The organism is Klebsiella sp. C283 (genome assembly GCF_048822555.1).
GTDB classification, from domain to species: domain Bacteria; phylum Pseudomonadota; class Gammaproteobacteria; order Enterobacterales; family Enterobacteriaceae; genus Klebsiella; species Klebsiella quasipneumoniae.
Map to the genome: position 1 here is coordinate 112,607 of NZ_JBMEZS010000007.1, position 22,135 is coordinate 134,741.

The following is a 22,135-nucleotide window of genomic DNA, read 5'->3' on the forward strand; positions in this document are numbered from 1 at the left end:
GCATGCAGCAGCCACGGATTTGGTTAGTTGAGGATGAACAGAGTATCGCCGATACCCTGGTTTATATGCTCCAGCAGGAGGGCTTCCAGGTCACCGTCTTTGACCGCGGGTTGCCCGCGCTGGAGGCGGCGGCGCATCAGGCGCCCGATGTGGCCATCCTCGACGTCGGCTTGCCGGATATCAGCGGCTTCGAGCTCTGTCGGCGCCTGCTGACGCGCTTTCCGGCGCTGCCGGTGCTGTTTCTGACGGCGCGGAGCGACGAGGTCGATAAGCTGCTGGGGCTGGAAATCGGCGCTGACGATTACATCGCCAAGCCGTTTTCGCCGCGCGAAGTCTGCGCGCGGGTGCGCAGCGTGCTGCGGCGGCTGCAAAAATTCGCCGCGCCTTCGTCGGTAGTTCGCGTCGGCGAGTTTGTGCTTGACGAGCAGGCGGCGTCGATAAGCTGGTTCGGCCAGCCGCTGAACCTGACGCGCTATGAATTTCTGCTGTTGAAAACGCTGCTTCACGCGCCCGGTCGCGTCTTCTCCCGCCAGCAGCTGATGGAGCTGGTGTGGAGCGATGCCTGGGAAAGCCTCGACCGCACCGTCGACACCCACATCAAAACCCTGCGCGCTAAACTGCGGGTCGTTAATCCTGAGGTGGCGCCAATCAATACCCATCGCGGGATGGGCTACAGCCTGGGGCGCGGCTGATGCGCATCGGCATGCGCCTGCTGCTGGGCTATTTTCTTATCGTCGCGATCGCCGCGTGGTTTGTACTGTCGATCTTTGTCCAGGAAGTCAAGCCGGGCGTGCGCCGGGCCACGGAGGGGACCCTCAACGATACCGCCACCCTGCTGGCGGCGCTGGCGCGTGAGGACCTGCTGGCGGCAAACCCGCAGCAGGGCAGGCTGGCGCAGGCCTTTCACCAGCTCAACCAGCAGCGGCTCAACGCCAATATTGGCGGAATTAAAAAGGTGCGGAATGAGTACCGCGTCTATCTGACCGATGCCCGGGGCAAGGTGGTGTTTGACTCGAGCGGAGAGGCGACAGGGCAGGACTATTCACGCTGGAACGACGTCTGGCTCACCCTGCGCGGCCAGTACGGCGCGCGCAGTACGCGCAGCGATCCGCATGATGAAGCCAGCTCGGTGATGTATATCGCCGCGCCGGTGATGGATAAGGGGCGGATTATCGGCGTGCTGAGCGTCGGTAAACCCAACCTGGCGATGACGCCGGTCATTCAGCGCAGCGAGCGGCGGATCCTCTGGGCCGGCGGCGCCCTGCTGGGTATTGCCCTGTTGATTGGCTGCGGCGTCGTCTGGTGGATCAATTTCTCTATCGGCAAGCTGGTGCGCTATGCGGACTCGGTGACCGCTGAACGCCCGCTGCCGCTGCCGGAGGTCGGCAGCAGCGAACTGCGTAAGCTGGCCCAGGCGCTGGAGAGCATGCGGGTGAAGCTCGAAGGCAAAAACGCCATCGAAAACTATGTCTATGACCTGACTCACGAGCTGAAAAGTCCGCTGGCGGCCATCCGCGGTGCGGCGGAGATCCTGCGCGAAGAGCCGCCGCCTGCGGTGGCGGCGCGGTTTACTGAGAATATCCTCGCGCAAAATACTCGCATGCAGCTGTTGGTGGAGCGGTTGCTCCAGCAGGCGCGACTGGAAAACCGGCTGGAGATAAAGCCGCAGCCGGTGTCGATAGATGCGCTATACCAACGCCTGGCGGAAGAGCGCGACATCGCCCTGGCGGCGAAAGCCATCACCCTGCGCTGGCAGGAGAGTGGGATGCTGGTCAATGGCGATGGCGAACTGCTGTCCCAGGCGCTGGGCAATCTGCTCGACAACGCGATTGATTTTACCCCCCAGGGGGGCGAGATCGCCCTGGCAGTAGAGAAACGAAATGCAGAGGTGCGACTGAGCGTAACGGATAACGGATGCGGTATTCCGGAGTATGCCCTGACGCGGATCTTTGAGCGGTTCTACTCGCTGCCGCGTGAAGACGGCCACAAGAGCAGCGGCCTTGGGCTGGCCTTCGTTCGTGAAGTCGCGCGCCTGCATCACGGCGATATCCGTCTACACAATCGGCCCGAAGGCGGCGTGGTCGCCACGCTGAGACTTCACCGTCCCTTCACATAGCTTCAAATTCCCCCCACACAACCGCCCTATTGTGAGGCCATTACGATAGGGAGAAAGCTATGTTGAAATCACCGTTATTCTGGAAAATTACCACGTTAATAGGCTGTATTGTGCTGTTATCTCTGCCTTTGATGATAGTCAGGGAGCTCATCAATGAGCGGGCTGATTATCGCAGCGAGGTTGTGGATGCCATTGAACAGAGCACCAGCGGCTCGCAAAAACTCGCCGGGCCGCTGATCGCTATTCCGGTAACCGAGACGCTGACCCGCAGGGAGAACCAAAAAGAGGTCGAATATCAGCGGAGCTGGGAGTACTACTGGCTGCCGGAGTCGCTGGCGGTCACCGGCAAACAGACCGTGGAGTCGAGAAGGGTGGGCATCTACAGCGGACAGGTCTGGCATAACGCCCTGCAGATCAAGGCCTCCTTCGATCCGCTGCGTCTGGCGTCATTGCGAAAAACGAATATCTCCCTGGGCCAGCCGCGGCTGGTGGTGAGCGTCGGCGATGCCCGCGGCATTGGCGCCATTCATGCCCCGGAGGTTAACGGCAGCCTATTAAGCGTGGAGCCTGGGCTGGGGATCAGCGGCGATGGGGCGGGCATCCATATGCCGATGCCTGCGCTGGCGGAGGACAACAAGCCGCTTGAGATCGCTTTTTCGCTCGATCTGAACGGGACGGGCGCATTTTCACTGGCGCCGCTCGGGCGCAACAGCGAGCTGCAGCTGACCAGTAACTGGCCGCATCCCGGCTTTCTCGGCAGCTTCCTGCCAACGAAACGCGAAGTGAATACTGCCGGCTATCGCGCCCACTGGCAAAGCAGCTGGTTCGCCAACGATATGGGCAGCTATTTCAAGGATGATATGGAGATCCCGTGGTCGCGCCTGCCGGCGTTCAGTGCCGATGTCATGTCGCTTGCCGACCAGTACCAGCTAACCGACCGGGCGACAAAATATGCCATCCTGTTAATCGGGCTGACGTTTATGGCCTTTTTCGCTTTCGAAAGCCTGACCCATCGCTCCCTGCATCCGATGCAATATTTGCTGGTGGGCTTATCGCTGGTGCTGTTTTACCTGGTGCTGCTGGCGCTTTCGGAGCACATTGGCTTTACCGCCGCCTGGCTGGCCGCCAGCCTGTCCGGCGCGGTGATGAACGGGATCTACCTCCAGGCGGTGCTCAGGGGATGGCGTAACAGCCTGCTGTTTGTCGCGGCGCTGCTGCTGCTGGACGGGGTGATGTGGTTTCTGCTGCATTCCGAGGACAGCGCGCTGCTGTTGGGTACCGGGGTGCTGGTGCTGGCGCTAAGCAGCCTGATGTTTTTGACCCGGCGAGTGGACTGGTATGCGTTATCGTTACCGAAAGGCAGTGTGCCTCCGCCTCCGTCTGCCGATGACGACAAACTGCGCCTCTGGAAAGAGTGATGGCATAAAAAAACGGCGCCCTCGGGGCGCCGTTTTCACATCATGGCTGCGGAATAAATCGCATTATTCCTGCAGATCGCCACAGAAACGGTAACCTTCACCGTGAATGGTAGCGATGATTTCCGGGGTATCCGGAGTGGATTCGAAGTGTTTACGAATCCGACGAATGGTCACGTCAACGGTACGGTCATGCGGCTTCAGCTCGCGACCGGTCATTTTCTTCAGCAGCTCGGCACGAGACTGAATTTTGCCCGGGTTTTCGCAGAAGTGCAGCATCGCGCGGAATTCACTGCGCGGCAGCTTGTACTGTTCGCCGTTCGGGCTGACCAGGGAACGGCTGTTGATATCGAGTTCCCAGCCGTTGAACTTGTAGCTTTCAACGCTGCGACGCTCTTCGCTCACGGTACCGAGGTTCATGGTACGGGAGAGCAGGTTGCGCGCGCGGATAGTCAGTTCACGCGGGTTAAACGGTTTAGTGATATAGTCGTCAGCGCCGATTTCGAGGCCAAGGATCTTATCCACTTCGTTGTCGCGACCGGTTAAGAACATCAGCGCGACGTCAGCCTGCTCGCGCAGCTCGCGCGCCAGCAGAAGACCATTTTTACCCGGCAGGTTGATATCCATGATCACCAGGTTGATATCATTTTCAGACAGGATCTGATGCATTTCCGCGCCATCGGTCGCTTCGAATACATCGTAACCTTCTGCTTCGAAAATACTTTTTAACGTGTTGCGTGTTACCAACTCGTCTTCAACGATAAGAATGTGCGGGGTCTGCATGTTTGCTACCTAAATTGCCAACTAAATCGAAACAGGAAGTACCAAAGTCCCTGACCTGCCTGCTGCATGTCGCAAATTAACATGCGCGGCGTAACATGACTAAAGTACGTAATTGCGTTCTTGATGCACTTTCCATCAACGTCAACAACATCATTAGCTTGGTCGTGGGTACTTTCCCTCTGGACCCGACGGTGTCAAAAACGGCTGACATCCTAACCATTTTAACAGCAACATAACAGGCTAAGAGAGGCCGAACACCCAATAAAACTACGCTTCGTTGACATATATCAAGTTCAATTGTAGCACGTTAACAGTCTTGTGAAATCATTGCATCGCCATGCTCTTTATAGTCACAATCTTTACCCGGCTCAACTAGTTGCGTGGATAAATTAATAAATACAGTGAATCCAATGCCTGCAACGATGCGTCAGGTGAAATTTCATTGCCCATCATATGGATAAATGGGTTCTGTTAACATACTCCTTGTCATGGCCTCCTGAGAACAGTTTAGATTTTTTTATGGGTAAGAAAACGCAATTTTAGTGATTTTTGTTGCAAATTTGTAAATTTTCACCGCGTAAAATGCGGGGCTCCGCGCCTCGACAACGCCTGAGAGAGAGAAAAAAACCGCAATGCGTTTAACGATTATTTTAGTCGGTCCTGCCCGGGCCGAGAACGTCGGCGCCGCCGCCAGGGCGATGAAAACCATGGGATTTCGCGATCTGCGGATCGTGGACAGTGAAGCCCATCTGGCGCCGGCGACACGCTGGGTGGCGCACGGCTCAGGCGACATCCTCGATGGCATCACCACCTATTCCACCCTTGCCGAGGCGCTGCACGACGTCGATTTTACCGTCGCCACCACCGCCCGCAGTCGCGCGCGGTTTCACTATTACGCCACGCCGCAGCAGCTGTTGCCGCTGCTGGAGGAGAAGGCGAACTGGATGACCCATACCGCGCTGGTATTTGGCCGTGAAGACGCCGGATTGACCAATGAGGAGCTGGCCCTGGCCGATGTGCTGACCGGCGTGCCGATGGCCGCGGATTATCCTTCGCTAAACCTCGGTCAGTCGGTGATGGTCTACTGCTATCAATTAGCATCGCTTATGCAACAACCGGCGCCCGCCGCCGCCGCGGCAGACCATCATCAGCTGCAGGCGTTGCGCCTGCGCGCCCTGGCCTTGCTTTCGCGTCTGGGCGTGGAGGACGATGCCAAACTGGCCGACTGGCTGTCGCAACGAATGGGGCTGCTGCAGCAGCGCGACACGGCAATGTTGCATCGTTTGCTGCATGATATTGAAAAAAACCTTCCAGAATAAAGCTCTGTAATATATTTTAATTATGGTTGTATGTGCTGTTTTTGCGGGGAATGTTCCGCCGATCTGGATGTTTTTCCTTGTCGGGGTGGCGCAATACGTAAGCTCGCTGAAATGAGGTTAATTGAGAAATTCATTGACTTAAGAGGGCAGATACTTTAACCAATATAGGCAGGACACACAGACAGATAAAAATACAGAGTACACAACATCCATGAATCGCATCGGCATGATTACCACCATTATCACCACCACCATTACCACAGGTAACGGTGCGGGCTGACGCGTACAGGAAACACAGAAAAAAGCCCGCACCTGAACAGTGCGGGCTTTTTTTTTGACAAGAGATCAAGGGGTAAGAACCATGCGAGTGTTGAAGTTCGGCGGTACATCAGTGGCAAATGCGGAACGGTTTCTGCGGGTTGCCGATATTCTGGAGAGTAATGCCAGGCAGGGGCAGGTAGCGACCGTCCTGTCTGCCCCGGCGAAGATCACCAACCATCTGGTAGCGATGATTGAAAAGACCATTGGCGGCCAGGATGCCCTCCCCAATATTGCCGACGCTGAACGCATTTTTACCGAACTTCTTCAGGGCCTTGCCGACGCCCAGCCCGCTTTCCCGCTCGCCCAGCTGAAAGCCTTTGTTGAGCAGGAGTTTGCTCAGATTAAGCATGTCCTGCACGGTATCAGCCTGCTGGGTCAGTGCCCGGACAGCGTCAATGCCGCGCTGATCTGCCGAGGCGAAAAGCTCTCCATCGCCATCATGGCGGGTCTGCTGGAAGCCCGTGGTCATAAAGTCAGTGTGATTAACCCGGTGGAAAAACTGCTCGCGGTGGGCCACTATCTGGAATCCACGGTCGATATCGCCGAATCCACCCGCCGCATCGCCGCCAGCCAGATCCCGGCAGACCATATGATCCTGATGGCCGGGTTTACCGCCGGCAATGAGAAGGGCGAGCTGGTGGTGCTGGGGCGCAACGGCTCCGACTATTCGGCTGCGGTACTGGCCGCCTGCCTGCGCGCCGACTGCTGCGAAATCTGGACCGATGTCGACGGCGTGTACACTTGCGACCCGCGCCAGGTGCCGGATGCGCGTCTGCTGAAATCGATGTCTTATCAGGAGGCGATGGAGCTCTCCTACTTTGGCGCGAAAGTGCTGCACCCGCGCACCATCGCTCCTATCGCCCAGTTCCAAATCCCATGTCTGATTAAAAATACCGGCAACCCGCAGGCGCCGGGAACGCTCATCGGCGCCAGCCGCGACGAGGACGATCTGCCGGTCAAAGGCATCTCTAACCTCAACAACATGGCGATGTTCAACGTCTCCGGGCCGGGGATGAAAGGCATGGTCGGCATGGCGGCCCGCGTCTTCGCCACCATGTCCCGCGCCGGCATCTCGGTCGTGCTGATCACCCAATCCTCTTCCGAGTACAGCATCAGTTTCTGCGTGCCGCAGAGCGACTGCGCGCGTGCCAAACGGGCGATGGAAGATGAGTTTTATCTCGAGCTGAAAGAGGGGCTGCTGGAGCCGCTGGCCATTATGGAGCGTCTGGCTATTATCTCGGTGGTGGGCGACGGAATGCGCACCCTGCGCGGTATCTCGGCAAAGTTTTTTGCCGCGCTGGCCCGCGCCAATATCAATATCGTGGCGATTGCCCAGGGTTCATCCGAGCGCTCCATTTCGGTGGTGGTCAGCAATGACGACGCCACCACCGGCGTGCGCGTGACCCATCAGATGCTGTTCAACACCGACCAGGTGATCGAAGTGTTCGTCATCGGCGTCGGCGGCGTCGGCGGCGCGCTGCTGGAGCAAATCAAACGCCAGCAGAGTTGGCTGAAGAGCAAACATATCGATCTGCGCGTTTGCGGCGTGGCCAACTCTCAGGCGCTGCTGACCAGCGTGCATGGTCTGAATCTGGAAAACTGGAGTGAGGCGCTGGCGGAGGCGAAAGAACCCTTTAATCTCGGTCGCCTGATCCGCCTGGTAAAAGAGTACCACCTGCTGAATCCGGTGATCGTCGACTGTACCTCCAGCCAGGCGGTCGCCGATCAGTACGCCGACTTCCTGCGCGAAGGTTTCCATGTGGTCACGCCGAATAAAAAGGCCAATACCTCTTCGCTGGATTATTATCATCAGCTGCGCCACGCCGCGAGCAGCTCGCGCCGCAAGTTCCTCTATGACACTAACGTTGGCGCTGGCCTGCCGGTGATTGAGAACCTGCAGAACCTGCTCAACGCCGGCGATGAACTGCGCCATTTCTCCGGGATCCTCTCCGGCTCTCTGTCGTTTATCTTCGGCAAGCTGGATGAAGGCGTGAGTTTCTCGGCGGCGACGGCGATGGCCCGTGAGATGGGGTATACCGAGCCGGATCCGCGCGACGATTTATCCGGGGTGGATGTCGCGCGTAAGCTGCTGATTCTGGCCCGTGAGACTGGACGTGAACTGGAGCTGTCGGACATTATCGTCGAGTCGGCGCTGCCGGCGGACTTCGACGCCAGCGGTGATGTTGAGACCTTTATGGCCCGCCTGCCGTCGCTGGATGATGCGTTCGCCTCGCGGATCGCTAAGGCGCGCGATGAAGGTAAAGTCTTGCGCTATGTCGGTAACATCGAAGAGGATGGTACCTGCCGGGTGAAAATTGCCGCCGTTGACGGCAACGATCCGCTGTTCAAAGTCAAAAATGGCGAGAACGCGCTGGCCTTTTACAGCCACTATTATCAGCCATTGCCGCTGGTGCTGCGCGGCTATGGTGCCGGGAACGACGTCACGGCGGCCGGTGTTTTCGCCGACCTGCTGCGCACCCTTTCCTGGAAGTTAGGAGTTTAAGATGGTCAAAGTATATGCCCCGGCTTCCAGTGCCAATATGAGCGTCGGGTTTGATGTGTTGGGCGCGGCGGTCACGCCGGTCGATGGCACGCTGCTTGGCGACAACGTCACTGTCGAAGCGGCGGAGCAATTCAGCCTGCAGAATCTGGGACGCTTCGCCAGCAAACTGCCGGCGGCGCCGCAGGAGAACATTGTTTACCAGTGCTGGGAAAGCTTTTGCCGGGAGATCGGTAAAACGGTGCCGGTGGCGATGACCCTGGAAAAAAACATGCCGATTGGCTCCGGGCTGGGCTCCAGCGCCTGCTCGGTGGTTGCCGCGCTGGTGGCGATGAACGAGTTTTGCGGTAAGCCGCTGAACGAGACGCGCATGCTGGCGCTGATGGGGGAGATGGAAGGGCGTATCTCCGGCAGCATTCACTACGACAACGTGGCGCCGTGCTATCTTGGCGGCATGCAATTGATGATCGAAGAGAACGGGATTATCAGCCAGCAGGTGCCCGGGTTTGATGAGTGGCTGTGGGTGCTGGCCTATCCGGGGATTAAAGTATCTACCGCCGAAGCGCGGGCGATTCTGCCGGCGCAGTACCGCCGTCAGGATTGTATCGCTCATGGTCGCCACCTCGCGGGCTTTATTCACGCCTGCTACACCCGCCAGCCGCAGCTGGCGGCAAAATTGATGAAAGATGTGATTGCCGAACCGTACCGAACCAAACTGCTGCCGGGCTTTAGCGAAGCGCGTCAGGCGGCCATGGAGATGGGCGCCCAGGCTTGCGGCATCTCCGGCTCTGGCCCAACGCTGTTCGCGTTGTGCGATAAGCCGGACACCGCACAGCGCGTCGCCGACTGGCTTGGCGCGCACTATCTGCAGAATCAGGAAGGCTTTGTTCATATTTGCCGGCTGGACACGGCGGGCGCACGCGTAGTGGGATAACCAATGAAACTGTATAACTTAAAAGATCACAATGAGCAGGTCAGCTTTGCGCAGGCCGTTACCCAGGGACTTGGCAAGCATCAGGGCCTGTTCTTTCCGCACGATCTGCCGGAATTCAGCCTGACTGAAATCGACGACATGCTGGCGCAGGATTTTGTCACCCGCAGCGCCAAAATTTTATCCGCCTTTATCGGCGATGAGATCCCGCAGGATGTCCTGCAGCAGCGGGTCCGCGCGGCGTTTGCGTTTCCGGCGCCGGTGAGCAAGGTTCAGGAGGATGTCGGCTGTCTGGAGCTGTTCCATGGCCCCACGCTGGCGTTCAAGGATTTCGGCGGCCGCTTTATGGCGCAGATGCTGACCCACATCGCGGGCGATAAGCCGGTCACCATCCTCACGGCGACCTCTGGCGATACCGGGGCGGCGGTGGCGCATGCTTTCTACGGACTGCCGAACGTTAAGGTAGTGATCCTCTACCCGCGCGGCAAGATCAGCCCGCTGCAGGAGAAGCTGTTCTGTACTCTCGGCGGCAACATTGAAACCGTGGCGATTGACGGCGACTTCGACGCCTGCCAGGCGCTGGTGAAGCAGGCGTTTGACGATGAAGAACTGAAGGCGACGCTGGGGCTCAACTCGGCTAACTCCATTAACATCAGCCGCCTGCTGGCGCAGATCTGCTACTACTTCGAAGCGGCGGCGCAGCTGCCGCAGGAAGCCCGCAATCAGCTGGTGATTTCCGTGCCGAGCGGCAACTTCGGCGATCTGACCGCCGGTCTGCTGGCGAAGTCGCTGGGTCTGCCGATCAAACGCTTTATCGCTGCCACCAATGCCAACGACACCGTTCCGCGCTATCTGCAGGGCGGCGAGTGGGCGCCAAAAGCCACCCAGGCGACGCTGTCCAACGCCATGGACGTCAGCCAGCCGAACAACTGGCCGCGTGTCGAAGAGCTGTTCCGTCGTAAAATCTGGCGTCTCAGCGAGCTGGGCTATGCCGCGGTCGATGATGAGACCACCAAAGCGGCAATGCGCGAGCTGAAGGCCATCGGCTACATTTCTGAGCCGCACGCGGCGATTGCCTGGCGCGCGCTGCGCGATCAGCTGCAGCCGGGAGAGTACGGTCTGTTCCTCGGCACCGCCCATCCGGCGAAGTTCAAAGAGAGCGTGGAGGAGATCCTGCAGGAGACCCTGCCGCTGCCGAAAGAGCTGGCCGAGCGCGCCGACCTGCCGCTGCTGTCTCACAACCTGCCGGCGGATTTCGCCGCGCTGCGTAAGCTGATGATGGGCTAAATCCTTACCGTCCCCCTGTTGCGTCGATCGCCGTAGGGGGACCGTTTACTTACTGCTCGTGGCGTTTAAACACCAGTTCGCCTTTCTCCGACGCCTCCGCATCAAAGAAATAGCCTTCGCTATTAAAGGATTTCAGCTGTTCCGGCTGGGTTAAGCGGTTTTCAATAATGTAGCGACTCATCAGGCCACGGGCCTTCTTGGCATAGAAGCTGATCACTTTGAATTTGCCGTTCTTCTCATCGAGGAATACCGGCTTGATCAGCTGGCCCTGCAATTTTTGCGTTTTCACCGATTTAAAATATTCATCGGAAGCCAGGTTGATGACGATATCGTCGCCCTGAGCCTGCAGCGCCTGATTCAGCTTCTCGGTAATGGTCTCGCCCCAGAACTGGTACAGATCTTTGCCGCGGGGGTTTTCCAGACGGATCCCCATCTCCAGGCGGTAGGGCTGCATCAGGTCCAGCGGACGCAGCACGCCATACAGGCCGGAGAGCATGCGCAGGTGTCGCTGGGCGAAGTCAAAGTCGTCCTCGGTGAGCGTCTCTGCCTGCAGGCCGGTGTAGACATCGCCCTTAAAGGCGAGGATCGCCTGGCGGGCATTTTGCGGCGTAAAGTCAGGGTGCCAGTCGTGGAAACGGGTGGCGTTCAGATCCGCCAGCTTGTCGCTGATGCTCATCAGCTTGCCGATTTGCGGCGCGGTCAGCTGACGGGCGATGCTGATAAGCTGTTGAGAATACTCGAGGAGTTCGGGCTGGGTATAGCGAGTCGTTGCCATCGGGCTTTGATAATCGAGCGTTTTAGCAGGTGAAATCAGAATCAGCATATCCAGTCCTTGCAGGTAATTTCGACGAATTTTAACAAAAAAAGTGCATGGTGGGATCGATAGCTGCGATTGCCGCGCTATTCGCGCGGCAGTTCATTCCACGCGCCCGGGGCCAGCTGTTGGTGAATCTCAGGATAGCGCGACGCATCGAAAGTAGGCTGAATGCCCAGTTGGCGCTGACGCAGATAATCACTGGCGATAATCCGCACCGTCGGGGAGAGCAGCAGGATGGCCGTCAGGTTGGTCATCGCCATCAGCGCCATAATGATATCCGCGCTCTGCCAGACGACCGGCAGGCTAACCAGGGTTCCCAGCAGTACCATCAGGACGGTAAGTATCCGCAGCGCCCAGATATAGCGCGGCTTATCCAGACGCAGAAAGACCAGATTATTTTCCGCGTACAGGTAGTTGGCGACGATAGAGCTAAAGGCGAACAACAGCACGATGAAAGCGATAAAACCCGCCCCCCAGCCCCCGACCAGCATGCTCATCGCGTGCTGCAGGGCCTGGATGCCGTTGAGCGTATACTCATTGTCGGGGTGGGGCGCCAGCATGACGATAATCGCGCTGGCGGTACAGATGACGATGGTATCGATAAACACGCCAATCATCTGCACGATACCCTGCGCCGCCGGGTGCGGCGGCCAGGAGGCGGCGGCTGCGGCGGCGTTAGGCGAAGAGCCCATTCCGGCTTCATTGGAGAACATGCCGCGCTGAAAGCCGCTGGTCAGCGCCTGGCTGATGGTGTAGCCCACCGCGCCGGCGGCGGCTTCCTGCCAGCCGAAGGCGCAGCGAAAGATGGTGGCGAAAATCGTCGGCAGGGCGGTGATATGCCACAGGCCGATAAGCAGGCTGGTGGCGATCCACAGCAGCGCCATGATGGGGACGATCCACTGCATCAGGCGCGCCACACCGCGTAAACCACGGAGGATGGCCAGCAGAACGACAACGGCCAGCACGCCGCCGCTGACTGCCGCCGGCAGATCGAACGCATAGCGCAGGGCATGGGCCACGGAGTTGGCCTGTACGGTATTGAAGATAAAGCCATAGGCCAGCAGCAGGAGGATCGAAAACAGAACGCCCATCCAGCGCATGCCGAGCCCGCGCGCCATATACCAGGCCGGACCGCCGCGAAACTGCCCGCGGCTATCGCGCTCTTTATACAGCTGGGCAAGGGAACATTCGGCGAAGCTGCTGGCCATGCCGAGCAGGGCGGAGACCCACATCCAGAATACGGCTCCGGGCCCGCCGGCGGCGATAGCCAGCGTGACGCCGGCAAGATTGCCGCTGCCGACTCGCGCAGCAAGGCTGGTACAGAGCGCCTGAAAGGAGGTTAAACCGCCCGGCTGCGGGTGCAGGCTTTTTTTCAGGCTGCGGCCAAATTTGCGCACGTAACGGAACTGAATACCCCGGGTTTGCCAGCTAAACCAGATACCGGCGCCCAGTAGCAGATAAATCATCACTGAGCCCCAGAGTATTTCATTGATAAATGAGAGAAAATCAGGCATTAAACATCCTCTTGTCCATGCCGGCACGCCAGTGTAAGCGTTACCAATTAAGTGACAATCCTTGCGCTTTCAGCAAATTAATCTGCATAGTTTATCACACTCTGCGCTCTTCTCTCGTCGGCGGTTGCGCTGACCCGGCAGCGTGTTATCATCTGGGCAGACCGGTTACATCCCCTTAACTGCTGTTTAAGAGAAATATATCATGACGGATAAATTAACTTCTCTGCGTCAGTACACCACTGTCGTCGCTGACACCGGAGATATTGCGGCAATGAAGCTGTATCAGCCTCAGGATGCCACCACCAACCCTTCCCTGATCCTCGGCGCGGCTCAGATCCCTGAGTACCGTAAGCTGATTGACGACGCTGTGGCCTGGGCTCGTAGCCAGAGCAGCGATCGCGCGCAGCAGATCCTCGATGCTTCCGACAAGCTGGCGGTGAACATCGGTCTCGAAATCCTGAAACTGATCCCGGGCCGTATCTCCACCGAAGTGGATGCGCGTCTCTCCTACGACACCGAAGCGTCTATCGCTAAAGCCAAGCGCATCATCAAGCTGTATAACGACGCGGGCATCAGCAACGATCGTATTCTGATCAAGCTGGCTTCCACCTGGCAGGGCATTCGCGCCGCTGAACAGCTGGAAAAAGAGGGCATCAACTGCAACCTGACGCTGCTGTTCTCCTTCGCTCAGGCTCGCGCTTGCGCCGAAGCGGGCGTCTTCCTGATTTCGCCGTTCGTTGGCCGTATCCTCGACTGGTACAAAGCCAATACCGATAAGAAAGAGTACGCGCCGGCAGAAGATCCGGGCGTGGTTTCCGTCAGCGAAATCTACGAGTACTACAAGCAGCACGGTTATGAAACCGTGGTGATGGGCGCCAGCTTCCGTAACGTTGGCGAAATTCTGGAACTGGCTGGCTGTGACCGCCTGACCATCGCCCCGGCGCTGCTGAAAGAGCTGTCCGAAAGCGAAGGCGCCGTTGAGCGTAAACTGGTGTATACCGGTGAAGTGAAAGCGCGTCCGGAGCGTATTACCGAATCTGAGTTCCTGTGGCAGCATAACCAGGATCCGATGGCGGTAGACAAACTGGCGGAAGGTATCCGTAAGTTTGCGATCGACCAGGAAAAACTGGAAAAAATGATCGGCGAACTGCTGTAATCCCGCAGGTGGCCGACGCCCGTCGGCCACATTACACTGTCTGTCCCGCCAGCAGCAGTGTATCATTTCGTTTAACGCCACAGTTTGAACGGAATAACCATGAATACCTTACGAATCGGCTTAGTTTCCATTTCCGATCGCGCCTCCAGCGGCGTCTATCAGGACAAAGGCATCCCGGCACTGGAAGAGTGGCTGGCGCGTGCCCTTACCACCCCTTTTGAACTGCAGACTCGCCTGATCCCGGATGAGCAGGTCATTATTGAGCAAACGCTGTGCGAACTGGTTGACGAGATGGGGTGCCATCTGGTGCTGACCACCGGCGGCACCGGCCCGGCGCGTCGCGATGTGACGCCCGACGCCACGCTGGCGATTGCCGATCGCGAGATGCCGGGCTTCGGCGAGCAAATGCGCCAGGTTAGCCTACACTTTGTGCCGACGGCGATCCTTTCCCGGCAGGTCGGGGTGATCCGCAAGCAGGCGCTGATCCTCAATCTTCCCGGACAACCGAAAGCGATTCAGGAGACCCTGGAAGGGGTGAAAGATGCTGACGGCAACGTGCTGGTGCACGGTATTTTCGCAAGTGTACCTTATTGTGTACAGTTGCTGGAGGGGCCTTATGTGGAAACCGATGGCCGTGTGGTAGAAGCATTTCGTCCCAAAAGTGCCCGACGCGAAACTTTATCCTGAATTTGATGCATTTGTGACATAACATGCATCGCTGATGGTGTGCCGTTTTATTTACGATATAGTGCTGTTTACTTTACACACTATAAAATACGCTGCACGCCTCAGGATGAAATCGCGTTATGTCATATGCAAACCGACCGCTCAACCGCCAGGATTATAAAACGCTGACGCTGGCCGCCCTTGGCGGCGCGCTGGAGTTTTATGACTTTATCATCTTCGTTTTCTTCGCCGCCGTCGTCGGCGAGCTCTTCTTCCCCGCGGATATTCCGGAATGGCTTCGCCAGGTACAGACCTTTGGCATTTTCGCCGCCGGTTACCTGGCGCGTCCGCTGGGGGGGATCATCATGGCCCATTTTGGCGATCTGGTAGGCCGCAAGAAAATGTTTACCCTCAGCATCCTGCTGATGGCGCTGCCGACCCTGGCGATTGGTCTGCTGCCGACCTACAGCTCGGTGGGCATCGTCGCGCCGCTGCTGTTGCTGTTGATGCGTATTCTGCAGGGGGCGGCGATCGGCGGCGAGGTGCCTGGCGCCTGGGTGTTTGTCGCCGAGCATGTTCCGGAAAAACGCATTGGTATCGCCTGCGGCACGCTGACGGCCGGCCTGACCGTAGGCATCCTGCTGGGATCGGTGGTAGCGACGCTTATCAACACCAGCCTGACGCCGCAGGGGATCCACGACGGCGGCTGGCGGATCCCCTTCCTGCTGGGAGGCGTATTTGGTCTGGTGGCGATGTATCTGCGCCGCTGGCTGCAGGAGACGCCGATTTTTCTTGAGATGCAGCAGCGCAAAGCGCTGGCGCAGGAGCTGCCGGTAAAAGCGGTGGTCCTCAAGCACCAGAAGGCGGTGGCGGTCTCTATGCTGCTGACCTGGCTGCTGTCGGCAGGCGTGGTGGTGGTGATCCTGATGTCGCCGGTCTGGCTGCAGAAACACTATGGCTTCGCCCCGGCGATAACCCTGCAGGCCAACAGCATTGCCACGATTATGTTGTGCATCGGCTGTCTGCTCGCCGGGCTGGCGGCGGACCGCTTCGGCGCCAGCCGCACCTTTATCGTCGGCAGCCTGCTGCTGGCGGTTGCCAGCTGGGCGTTTTACCACCTGTCTGGCGCCAGCCCGCAGCGGCTGTTTCTGCTCTACGGCACGGTGGGACTCTGTGTGGGCGTGGTGGGGGCGGTGCCTTATGTTATGGTGCGGGCCTTCCCGGCGGAAGTGCGCTTCACCGGCATCTCCTTTTCCTACAATCTGTCGTACGCGATTTTTGGCGGCCTGACGCCAATTGCCGTCACGATGCTGATGGGGGTGTCGCCGATGGCCCCGGCCTGGTATGTGCTGGCCTTGTCGCTGATGGGGCTGGGATTAGGTATCTGGCTGCGTCAGGGGCTGACGGCGGCGAGGTTGCCGGAAGGGGAGCTGCAGCGCTAAGCAGGTTTGCCGATGATGACCAGCCGCCGCCCTGTCACAGGGCGGCGGCGGAAGATTAACGCGGTTCGCCGATCGGCAGCACGGTGCGGCCGAACTGCTCGTTCAGCACTTCGCCCATCGCCAGGTAAATGGCGCTGGCGCCGCAAACCAGGCCGACCCAGCCAGCAACTTTCACGATGCCTTCGTTATCCAGCAGATGACCAATCGCCAGCAGCGCAAACAGCACCGTCAGGCTCAGGAACACGAACTGCAGCATGCGTGCGGCTTTCAGCGTACCGAAGAACATGAACAACGTAAAAATACCCCACAGGCCGAGATACATGCCGAGGAAGTGCGCGTTCGGCGCATCAGCCAGGCCCATTTTCGGCATCAGGAGAATAGCAACCAGCGTCAGCCAGAAGCTGCCGTAGGAGGTAAAAGCGGTCAAGCCAAAGGTGTTGCCTTTTTTGTATTCCAGCAGGCCGGCAAAAATTTGCGCAATGCCGCCGTAAAAAATGCCCATCGCCAGGATAGCTACATCGAATGCGAACAGGCCGCTATTCGCCAGGTTTAGCAGAATAGTGGTCATGCCGAAGCCCATAAGGCCCAGCGGTGCCGGATTAGCCAACTTAGTGTTGCCCATAATTCCTCAAAATTATCATTAAAAGGGAAGCATTACCCCGCGACTTGGCGGCGGGGCGCGGCATAATAATGAGGCGCGGAAAGGCTGTCTATGATCTGGCGGGGTATTTTTCACCAATTTCAGTTGCGCCCGACGACGAGTGGAGCATTTGTCGTAAACAGGCAATATGCAGAACCGCGGGGATGGTGACCCGATAAGCGCTGCCGCTTACCGCTTTCACGCTGTTCAGCGCGGCGCCAAGCGGTCCCCCCAGCCCGGCGCCGCGTACCAGGCCATGGCCGATGACGCTCACGGCGGCGTGCGTGCACAGGATGGCGGTTAACCGCTCATCCAGTAGCAGGGCAACGCCTTCACTCAGCTTGCGGCGCCTCAACAGATGGGGCAGCAGGCTTTCCAGCTCATGACTCCGGCACTCCACCGCGGCGAGAAACTGCGTTTTTTGTTCCTCATCCAGCTTATTCCAGCTGTGCTGCAGAAAATGCGTCAACAACTGTTGCTCGATCTGCGGCGTCGTCATCTGTTTATCGACCTTCGCCTTTAGCCTTTTACACACATCCAGCAGGATGGCGCGATAAAATTTGCCATGGCGGCGCAGCGTATTGGCGATGCTGTCGCCGCCGAAATGCTGTAGCTCGCCGGCGATCAACTGCCAGTTGCGGCGATAGCGCTCCGGGTGGCCCTCCATAGACAGAAAGGTCTCGTTGCGCAGCAGCGTACTGGAGAGACGGGGTTTGCCATTTTCCCCGTGGGTCAGAATACGGGTAAACGCTTCCAGATGCGCCTCGCTGCACTCAGGCAGAAAGGCGAGATCGTCATCATCCAGATAGTTAATATGCATAACGTTTTCTCTCGGGCAGGGGACGACGTTAGTCGTCGCCGATAATTTTCAGTGAGGCCATATCTGAGGAGTTGACCGTGTGGCCGGAGAAGGCGATTTTTTTCACACAGCGCTTGTTGTCGTTATCGCTGTTGAGGGAGATCCAGCCGGTGGTGTGGCCCTCTTTGATCCCGGCGGGCACGTTCAGGGTGTGGCTGGCGCCGTGGCTGGCCTTAAAGTAGACCGTTGCTCCGGAGAGCTGAATATCGCCGCGTTCGGCGCTGAGCTGAATACGTTTGACCACCCGGCAGACGGGAAGCTTCAGCGTCAGATCGTTGGTCTCATTGCGCGGCATGGCTATCACGCCGAGGATCTTATGGTCGTTGGCGGCCGCCGAGGTGATAACTGACACGCTAAGGATAAGCCCCGCTGAAAGCCGGAATAGTGATTTCATTAATCTGTCCCCTGAATAAGTAAAGTGCGAGGGCGGGGATCTTATCACTGCGAAAACGGGGCTTTTAGCGCACAAGTATTGCGTTTTATGTCAATGATATTATGAATATATTCGGTTTTTTTTATTCGTTACTTGTATGGGTGTTTCGCCATCTTTTTTGCCGCCCGACAACATCGTTTGCTAAGCCATCGACGGCAGCGGGCGAGGGCGTCGGCTGGCCTCCGACAAAAAATTTTTCTGCTTGCCCCTTGATGCCGGGGTGGGCGACCCCATCTTGTAGTCAACCGCAGTGAAGAACCTGAAAAAAAATGATGTCTGGGCAGTTGAAACCGCACGTTTCGCCCTTATTACAGGTTCACAACCACATGTTGATCGAATTTTTAGTGGAGACGTTTAGATGGGTAAAATTATTGGTATCGACCTGGGTACTACCAACTCTTGTGTAGCGATTATGGATGGCACTACTGCACGCGTGCTGGAGAACGCCGAAGGCGATCGCACCACGCCTTCTATCATTGCCTATACCCAGGATGGTGAAACTCTGGTTGGTCAGCCGGCTAAACGTCAGGCAGTGACAAACCCGCAAAACACCCTGTTTGCGATTAAACGCCTGATTGGCCGCCGCTTCCAGGACGAAGAAGTTCAGCGTGACGTTTCTATCATGCCATACAAAATTGTTGCCGCAGACAATGGCGACGCATGGCTGGATGTGAAGGGCACCAAAACTGCACCGCCGCAGATCTCTGCTGAAGTGCTGAAAAAAATGAAGAAAACGGCTGAAGATTACCTGGGTGAACCGGTAACTGAAGCGGTAATCACCGTACCGGCTTACTTCAACGATGCGCAGCGTCAGGCAACCAAAGATGCTGGCCGTATCGCCGGTCTGGAAGTCAAACGTATCATCAACGAACCGACCGCGGCCGCGCTGGCGTACGGTCTGGATAAAGAAGTGGGCAACCGCACGATAGCGGTTTACGACCTCGGTGGTGGTACTTTCGATATCTCTATTATCGAAATCGACGAAGTTGATGGCGAAAAAACCTTCGAAGTACTGGCGACCAACGGTGATACTCACCTGGGCGGCGAAGACTTCGATACCCGTCTGATCAACTACCTCGTTGATGAATTTAAGAAAGATCAGGGCATTGACCTGCGCAACGACCCGCTGGCGATGCAGCGCCTGAAAGAAGCCGCTGAGAAAGCGAAGATTGAACTCTCTTCTGCTCAGCAGACCGACGTTAACCTGCCGTACATCACGGCAGACGCGACCGGTCCGAAACACATGAACATCAAAGTGACGCGTGCGAAACTGGAAAGCCTGGTAGAAGACCTGGTCAACCGTTCCATCGAGCCGCTGAAAGTAGCCCTGCAGGATGCCGGTCTGTCCGTTTCCGATATCAACGACGTCATCCTCGTTGGTGGTCAGACTCGTATGCCGATGGTGCAGAAAAAAGTGGCCGAGTTCTTTGGTAAAGAACCGCGTAAAGACGTTAACCCGGATGAAGCCGTGGCGATCGGCGCTGCCGTTCAGGGCGGTGTACTGACCGGTGATGTGAAAGACGTTCTGCTGCTCGACGTGACCCCGCTGTCGCTGGGTATCGAAACCATGGGCGGCGTGATGACTGCGCTGATCAGCAAAAACACCACTATCCCGACCAAGCACAGCCAGGTGTTCTCTACCGCTGAAGACAACCAGTCCGCGGTTACCATCCATGTGCTGCAGGGTGAGCGTAAACGCGCGTCTGATAACAAATCTCTGGGTCAGTTCAACCTGGATGGCATTAACCCGGCGCCGCGCGGCATGCCGCAGATCGAAGTGACCTTTGACATCGATGCTGACGGTATCCTGCACGTCTCCGCGAAAGACAAAAACAGCGGTAAAGAGCAGAAGATCACCATCAAAGCGTCTTCCGGTCTGAATGAAGAAGAAATTCAGAAAATGGTTCGCGAAGCGGAAGCTAACGCCGAATCTGACCGTAAGTTCGAAGAGCTGGTACAGACCCGTAACCAGGGCGACCATCTGCTGCACAGCACTCGCAAGCAGGTTGAAGAAGCAGGCGATAAACTGCCGGCTGACGACAAAACTGCCATCGAGTCTGCGCTGACCGCGCTGGAAACTTCGCTGAAAGGTGAAGACAAAGCGGACATCGAAGCGAAAATGCAGGCGCTGGCGCAGGTTTCCCAGAAGCTGATGGAAATCGCCCAGCAGCAGCATGCTCAGCAGCAGGCGGGTTCCGCTGACGCTCAGGCGAGCAACGCGAAAGACGACGATGTTGTCGACGCTGAGTTCGAAGAAGTGAAAGATAAAAAATAATCGCCCTTTGAACGGGTAAAACACTGGCACGGGCGAAGAGGTTTCCTCTCCGCCCGTGCACGCATGTTAAGGGGCTGAAAAACACCGATGGCAAAGCAAGATTACTACGAGATTTTAGGCGTCTCCAAAACAGCGGAAGAGCGTGAAATCAAAAAGGCTTATAAGCGCCTGGCCATGAAGTATCACCCGGACCGCAACCAGGGTGATAAAGAGGCCGAAGCCAAATTTAAAGAAATCAAAGAAGCGTATGAAATCCTGACTGATGCCCAGAAGCGTGCGGCCTACGATCAGTACGGCCATGCGGCCTTTGAGCAGGGCGGCATGGGCGGCGGCGGCGGTTTTGGCGGCGGTGCGGACTTCAGCGATATCTTTGGCGATGTTTTCGGCGATATCTTTGGCGGCGGACGTGGCCGGCAGCGCGCGGCGCGCGGCGCCGATCTCCGTTACAACATGGAGCTGACGCTGGAAGAAGCGGTTCGTGGCGTCACCAAAGAGATCCGTATTCCGACGCTGGAAGAGTGCGACGTCTGCCACGGCAGCGGCGCCAAAGCAGGCAGCAAACCGCAGACCTGTCCAACCTGTCATGGCGCGGGCCAGGTACAGATGCGTCAGGGCTTCTTTGCGGTACAGCAGACCTGTCCGCACTGTCAGGGACGCGGTACGCTGATTAAAGATCCGTGCAATAAATGTCATGGTCACGGCCGCGTTGAGAAGACCAAAACCCTGTCGGTTAAAATCCCGGCGGGCGTGGATACCGGCGACCGGATCCGTCTGGCGGGCGAAGGCGAAGCCGGCGAGCATGGCGCACCGGCAGGGGATCTGTACGTTCAGGTTCAGGTGAAGCAGCACGCTATCTTTGAGCGTGAAGGTAATAATCTGTACTGCGAAGTGCCGATCAACTTCACCATGGCTGCGCTGGGCGGTGAGATTGAGGTCCCGACGCTCGACGGTCGCGTCAACCTGAAAATTCCGGGTGAAACCCAGACCGGCAAGCTGTTCCGCATGCGTGGGAAAGGCGTGAAATCCGTTCGCGGCGGCGCGCAGGGCGATCTGCTGTGCCGGGTGGTGGTGGAGACGCCGGTGGGGCTGAACGAGAAGCAGAAGCAGCTGCTGAAGGAGCTGCAGGAAAGCTTCGGCGGCCCGACCGGGGAAAACAACAGCCCGCGTTCGAAAAGCTTCTTTGACGGTGTGAAGAAGTTTTTTGATGATTTGACTCGTTAATCATTTCCGTCATTGCTGATAAAAAGCCTGAGATTGAGAAATCCCAGGCTTTTTTATTTGTTCTTGATGCATCCATTAATTTAACTCTTTGATTCAGAATCTTTATTTTATTGAATCAGGAGTATTAACAGCGTTCTTCCCATTGATTTATTTTTCCCTTATGGCATAACCTACATGCATTTAATATATGTGCAGTTAATCTCAATAGGGCTTTATTATTTATAACATGAATAATTGATGGTCTGGTCATTTCGATGTTGCTGGGGCATTATGTCTTAATCATCCAGGATAAAGCCCGAACGTTTCATCTGTGGTTGCCCAAATGGGTATTGTCGGACGTCGCTCATATCAATAACGTCCTTACGCGCCAGTTATGACAAAAATAGGTAACAGACAAGTGCGTTATGATCGTGCCGGATATTTATAAATAATAACTTACC

20 protein-coding genes and 1 other annotated feature are annotated in these 22,135 nt (G+C 57.3%); of the genes, 14 read left to right on the forward strand and 6 right to left on the reverse strand.

The features are described from left to right. Positions 1-2: 2 nt before the first annotated feature. The 3 genes from creB to creD are packed head-to-tail and all read left to right on the forward strand — an operon-like array spanning position 3 to position 3,534. Positions 3-692 carry a two-component system response regulator CreB gene (gene creB, locus ACOI7Z_RS15095; RefSeq protein WP_023291904.1) on the forward strand — a complete coding sequence of 230 codons (690 nt, stop codon included), beginning with the start codon at positions 3-5 and terminating at the stop codon, positions 690-692. Beyond that, a complete protein-coding gene (gene creC, locus ACOI7Z_RS15100; protein ID WP_087848856.1) occupies positions 692-2,116 on the forward strand; it encodes a two-component system sensor histidine kinase CreC in 1,425 nt (474 codons plus the stop codon). Before creB ends, creC begins: the two co-directional genes overlap by 1 nt. A 59-nt stretch (positions 2,117-2,175) precedes the next feature. Further along, positions 2,176-3,534: a cell envelope integrity protein CreD gene (gene creD / locus ACOI7Z_RS15105; protein WP_170927821.1), complete on the forward strand. Its 1,359-nt coding sequence runs from the start codon at positions 2,176-2,178 to the stop codon at positions 3,532-3,534. 63 nt (positions 3,535-3,597) lie between these two features. Here creD and arcA read toward each other — a convergent pair whose 3' ends face one another. Beyond that, on the reverse strand, positions 3,598-4,314 hold the full coding sequence (arcA, locus tag ACOI7Z_RS15110; RefSeq protein WP_002887843.1) for a two-component system response regulator ArcA: 717 nt from the start codon (positions 4,312-4,314) through the stop codon (positions 3,598-3,600). 95 nt (positions 4,315-4,409) lie between these two features. Here arcA and yjjY point away from each other — a divergent pair, with 95 nt between their 5' ends. The 6 genes from yjjY to thrC all read left to right on the forward strand — a co-directional run bounded on the left by yjjY (position 4,410) and on the right by thrC (position 10,672). Further along, positions 4,410-4,550, forward strand: coding sequence for a protein YjjY (gene yjjY / locus ACOI7Z_RS15115; protein WP_004146984.1), 141 nt, complete (start codon positions 4,410-4,412; stop codon positions 4,548-4,550). Between the two features lie 396 nt (positions 4,551-4,946). Next, complete coding sequence (locus ACOI7Z_RS15120; RefSeq protein ID WP_087848857.1) at positions 4,947-5,633, forward strand: tRNA/rRNA methyltransferase; 687 nt, start codon at positions 4,947-4,949, stop codon at positions 5,631-5,633. Positions 5,634-5,844: 211 nt separating this feature from the next. Next, positions 5,845-5,913: a thr operon leader peptide gene (thrL, locus tag ACOI7Z_RS15125; RefSeq protein WP_004222578.1), complete on the forward strand. Its 69-nt coding sequence runs from the start codon at positions 5,845-5,847 to the stop codon at positions 5,911-5,913. Then, positions 5,852-5,969 (forward strand) — a sequence feature (Thr leader region). Its footprint overlaps the gene before it by 62 nt. 25 nt (positions 5,970-5,994) lie before the next feature. After that, a complete protein-coding gene (gene thrA, locus ACOI7Z_RS15130; protein ID WP_044525310.1) occupies positions 5,995-8,457 on the forward strand; it encodes a bifunctional aspartate kinase/homoserine dehydrogenase I in 2,463 nt (820 codons plus the stop codon). A 1-nt stretch (position 8,458) separates the two neighbouring features. After that, positions 8,459-9,388: a homoserine kinase gene (gene thrB, locus ACOI7Z_RS15135; protein ID WP_087848858.1), complete on the forward strand. Its 930-nt coding sequence runs from the start codon at positions 8,459-8,461 to the stop codon at positions 9,386-9,388. Positions 9,389-9,391: 3 nt separating this feature from the next. Then, entirely contained in the window at positions 9,392-10,672 is a 1,281-nt protein-coding gene (thrC, locus tag ACOI7Z_RS15140; RefSeq protein ID WP_087848859.1) for a threonine synthase, read from the forward strand. 49 nt (positions 10,673-10,721) lie between these two features. Here the strand turns inward: thrC and yaaA are convergent, their stop codons facing one another. Both yaaA and ACOI7Z_RS15150 read right to left on the reverse strand, forming a co-directional pair. After that, on the reverse strand, positions 10,722-11,495 hold the full coding sequence (gene yaaA, locus ACOI7Z_RS15145) for a peroxide stress protein YaaA (protein ID WP_087848860.1): 774 nt from the start codon (positions 11,493-11,495) through the stop codon (positions 10,722-10,724). A 77-nt stretch (positions 11,496-11,572) separates the two neighbouring features. Next, complete coding sequence (locus ACOI7Z_RS15150; protein ID WP_086075188.1) at positions 11,573-13,003, reverse strand: alanine/glycine:cation symporter family protein; 1,431 nt, start codon at positions 13,001-13,003, stop codon at positions 11,573-11,575. A 202-nt stretch (positions 13,004-13,205) separates the two neighbouring features. On the opposite strand from ACOI7Z_RS15150, the gene tal reads away from it, so the two are divergent. The 3 genes from tal to ACOI7Z_RS15165 all read left to right on the forward strand — a co-directional run bounded on the left by tal (position 13,206) and on the right by ACOI7Z_RS15165 (position 16,267). After that, positions 13,206-14,159: a transaldolase gene (tal, locus tag ACOI7Z_RS15155; protein ID WP_004204228.1), complete on the forward strand. Its 954-nt coding sequence runs from the start codon at positions 13,206-13,208 to the stop codon at positions 14,157-14,159. Positions 14,160-14,258: 99 nt separating this feature from the next. Beyond that, positions 14,259-14,846 carry a molybdopterin adenylyltransferase gene (gene mog / locus ACOI7Z_RS15160; protein ID WP_004204229.1) on the forward strand — a complete coding sequence of 196 codons (588 nt, stop codon included), beginning with the start codon at positions 14,259-14,261 and terminating at the stop codon, positions 14,844-14,846. 119 nt (positions 14,847-14,965) lie between these two features. Further along, on the forward strand, positions 14,966-16,267 hold the full coding sequence (locus ACOI7Z_RS15165) for an MFS transporter (RefSeq protein ID WP_023291913.1): 1,302 nt from the start codon (positions 14,966-14,968) through the stop codon (positions 16,265-16,267). 55 nt (positions 16,268-16,322) lie between these two features. Here ACOI7Z_RS15165 and satP read toward each other — a convergent pair whose 3' ends face one another. The 3 genes from satP to ACOI7Z_RS15180 all read right to left on the reverse strand — a co-directional run bounded on the left by satP (position 16,323) and on the right by ACOI7Z_RS15180 (position 18,160). Beyond that, a complete protein-coding gene (gene satP / locus ACOI7Z_RS15170; RefSeq protein ID WP_044525313.1) occupies positions 16,323-16,889 on the reverse strand; it encodes an acetate uptake transporter in 567 nt (188 codons plus the stop codon). 88 nt (positions 16,890-16,977) lie between these two features. After that, positions 16,978-17,727, reverse strand: a complete 750-nt coding sequence (gene msyB, locus ACOI7Z_RS15175; protein ID WP_086075190.1) for an acidic protein MsyB — start codon at positions 17,725-17,727, stop codon at positions 16,978-16,980. 28 nt (positions 17,728-17,755) lie between these two features. Continuing rightward, entirely contained in the window at positions 17,756-18,160 is a 405-nt protein-coding gene (locus ACOI7Z_RS15180) for a DUF2541 family protein (RefSeq protein WP_023291916.1), read from the reverse strand. 397 nt (positions 18,161-18,557) lie between these two features. Here ACOI7Z_RS15180 and dnaK point away from each other — a divergent pair, with 397 nt between their 5' ends. Beyond that, positions 18,558-20,474 carry a molecular chaperone DnaK gene (dnaK, locus tag ACOI7Z_RS15185; protein ID WP_023291917.1) on the forward strand — a complete coding sequence of 639 codons (1,917 nt, stop codon included), beginning with the start codon at positions 18,558-18,560 and terminating at the stop codon, positions 20,472-20,474. A gap of 87 nt (positions 20,475-20,561) precedes the next feature. After that, positions 20,562-21,695 carry a molecular chaperone DnaJ gene (dnaJ, locus tag ACOI7Z_RS15190; protein ID WP_002887955.1) on the forward strand — a complete coding sequence of 378 codons (1,134 nt, stop codon included), beginning with the start codon at positions 20,562-20,564 and terminating at the stop codon, positions 21,693-21,695. Positions 21,696-22,135 lie beyond the last annotated feature (440 nt).